This is a genomic window from Phytopseudomonas dryadis (assembly GCF_004327355.1).
Lineage (GTDB): Bacteria > Pseudomonadota > Gammaproteobacteria > Pseudomonadales > Pseudomonadaceae > Aquipseudomonas > Aquipseudomonas dryadis.
The window spans coordinates 1-2,037 of the sequence record NZ_QJUM01000063.1 but is presented as its reverse complement, the minus strand read 5'-3'; the positions used below and the strand labels follow the sequence as shown (position 1 = coordinate 2,037).

Below are 2,037 nucleotides of genomic sequence, written 5' to 3'. Positions count from 1 at the left end.
ATATTGAGCTCGGTATAACTCAGTTGCTGTTCACCGAATACCAGCGCCGGAGCGTCGGGGGTGGCACGCACGTGCTGCTCGAACAGGCCATGCACGGTCTGCTGCAGGTCGTAGTCGGTAGTGGTGGCGTTGAAGCGCTCGAGCAGCACGGTACGCTCGGTGGGGGCGAGCATCGGCAAGTCGCACAGGCGCGTCTGTGGCTCGGCGACGATGGCCTGCAGCAAATTCAGCCAGTGTCGCCCCAGCCGCGCAGCCGTTTCTGGCCGGAACAGGTCGGAGTCATAGGTGAGCGAAGCCCCCAGCCCGTCGGCACGCTCATAGGTATCCAGAGCGAGATCGAACTGCGCCGACTGACTACGCCAACTCAGTTGCTCGATGCGCAGCGATCCCTCCGCCGCCGGCGTTGCGGCGCTGGCGCCTTTGTGGTTGAACAGCACTTGGAACAACGGGCTGTAGCTGAGATTTCGCTCGGGCTGCAACACCTCCACCAACTGCTCGAATGGCAAGTCCTGATGGGCCTGGGCAGCCAGAACCTGCTGTCGGATATAGCCGAGAAAATCGACGAAGCGTTGCTGACCGTCCATCTCGGCCCGGAGTACTTGGGTATTGACGAAAAGGCCGATCAACCCTTCGGTCTCGACCCGACTGCGGTTGGCCACCGGCACACCCACCCGGATATCGGCCTGACCACTGTGACGGTGCAACAGCAAGTGGAACGACGCCAACAGCAACATGAACGGTGTCATCCCGTGCGCCTGGGCTAGGGCTTGCAGACGACTAAACAGCGCGGCCGGCACCAGAAGATCCAGGCGCGCGCCCTGGAAGCGCTGCTCGGCTGGCCGCGGGAAATCCAGCGGCAACGCCAACACAGGCTGTTCGCCACCAAGTTGCTCGACCCAGAACGCCTGCTGCCGCTCACGCTCGCCGGCCTCCATCCAGTGGCGCTGCCACAGAGCGTAGTCGGCATACTGGATCGACAACGCCGGCAGGTTGGCCGGTTGTCCATGGGCATGCTCGTCATACAGACGCGTCAGCTCATCGACCATGACCTGCATCGACCAGCCATCGGAGACGATGTGATGCAGCGTCAGCACCAGCACATGGTCATCCTCGCCGAGGCACCACAGGCACAGGCGAAACAGTGGGCCCTCGGTCAGATCGAACAGCTGCTGGGTCTCGGCCTCGATGCGGGCGCTCAGCGAAGCCTCCAGGTCGAGCCCTGCAATGGGCTCGAACGGCTCCGCGCGCAAGGTCACTGGACAGGTCGGATGGATATGCTGCAACGGCCCGTGCGGGCCGTCTAGCAACGTCGTGCGCAGGACATCGTGTCGTGCCACGACGCCCTGGAAGGCCTTTTCCAACGCCTGCACATCCAGAGCACCACACATGCGCAGCGCCAGCGGAATGTGGTAGGCGGTGCTGTCCGGATCAAGCTGCCACAGGAACCACTGGCGCTCCTGGGCATAGGAGAGCTGCAACGGCTCGGCCGGGTCGCGCCTGAAGATCGGAGCCACTGCAAACAGATTGATACCTTTCTGCTTGAGCAGCACCGCCAGCGCCTTACGCTCTTTCAGGGGAAGCGCCCCAACCGACTCAATCAACTCCCGCACCCCAAACTCCTTACTAGGAAATTAGTTTCTCCAACTCGGTACTGGATAAACGTTTGAGAGCCTCTAAAGATTTAGCCAATTCTTCATCCAGGTTCGAGTGCTTCGGCAGCGTGCCGGCGACTTGCTCGCAGAAGGCCTCTAGGGTCGGCGAATCGAACAGCAACCTGATCGGCACCTCGGTGCCAAGGCTGTGACGAATCCGCACGATCACCTGTGTGGCCAACAGCGAATGCCCGCCCAGTTCGAAGAAGTGCGCCTGCCGACCGACCGGGCCACACTGCAGCACGTCCTCCCAGATCGCCGCAATGGCGCCTTCCAGCTCTCCTTCCGGCGCCACGTAGGCCTTCTGCGCCTGGGCCTGGGGGCTCGGCAGCTGGCGTCGATCCAGCTTGCCATTGGCGCTCAACGGCAAGGCCTCGAGGAACAA

General features: G+C 62.5%; 2 protein-coding genes. Both read right to left on the bottom strand.

Translation table 11 applies throughout. The features are described 5' to 3' along the window. Window positions 1–1,610, bottom strand: a 1,610-nt coding sequence (locus tag DNK34_RS25225; protein WP_242675400.1) for a condensation domain-containing protein, incomplete at its 3' end; no start/stop codon positions are given. A gap of 13 nt (window positions 1,611–1,623) precedes the next feature. Next, a partial coding sequence (locus tag DNK34_RS25220; RefSeq protein ID WP_242675399.1) for a phosphopantetheine-binding protein occupies window positions 1,624–2,037 on the bottom strand: 414 nt, incomplete at its 5' end.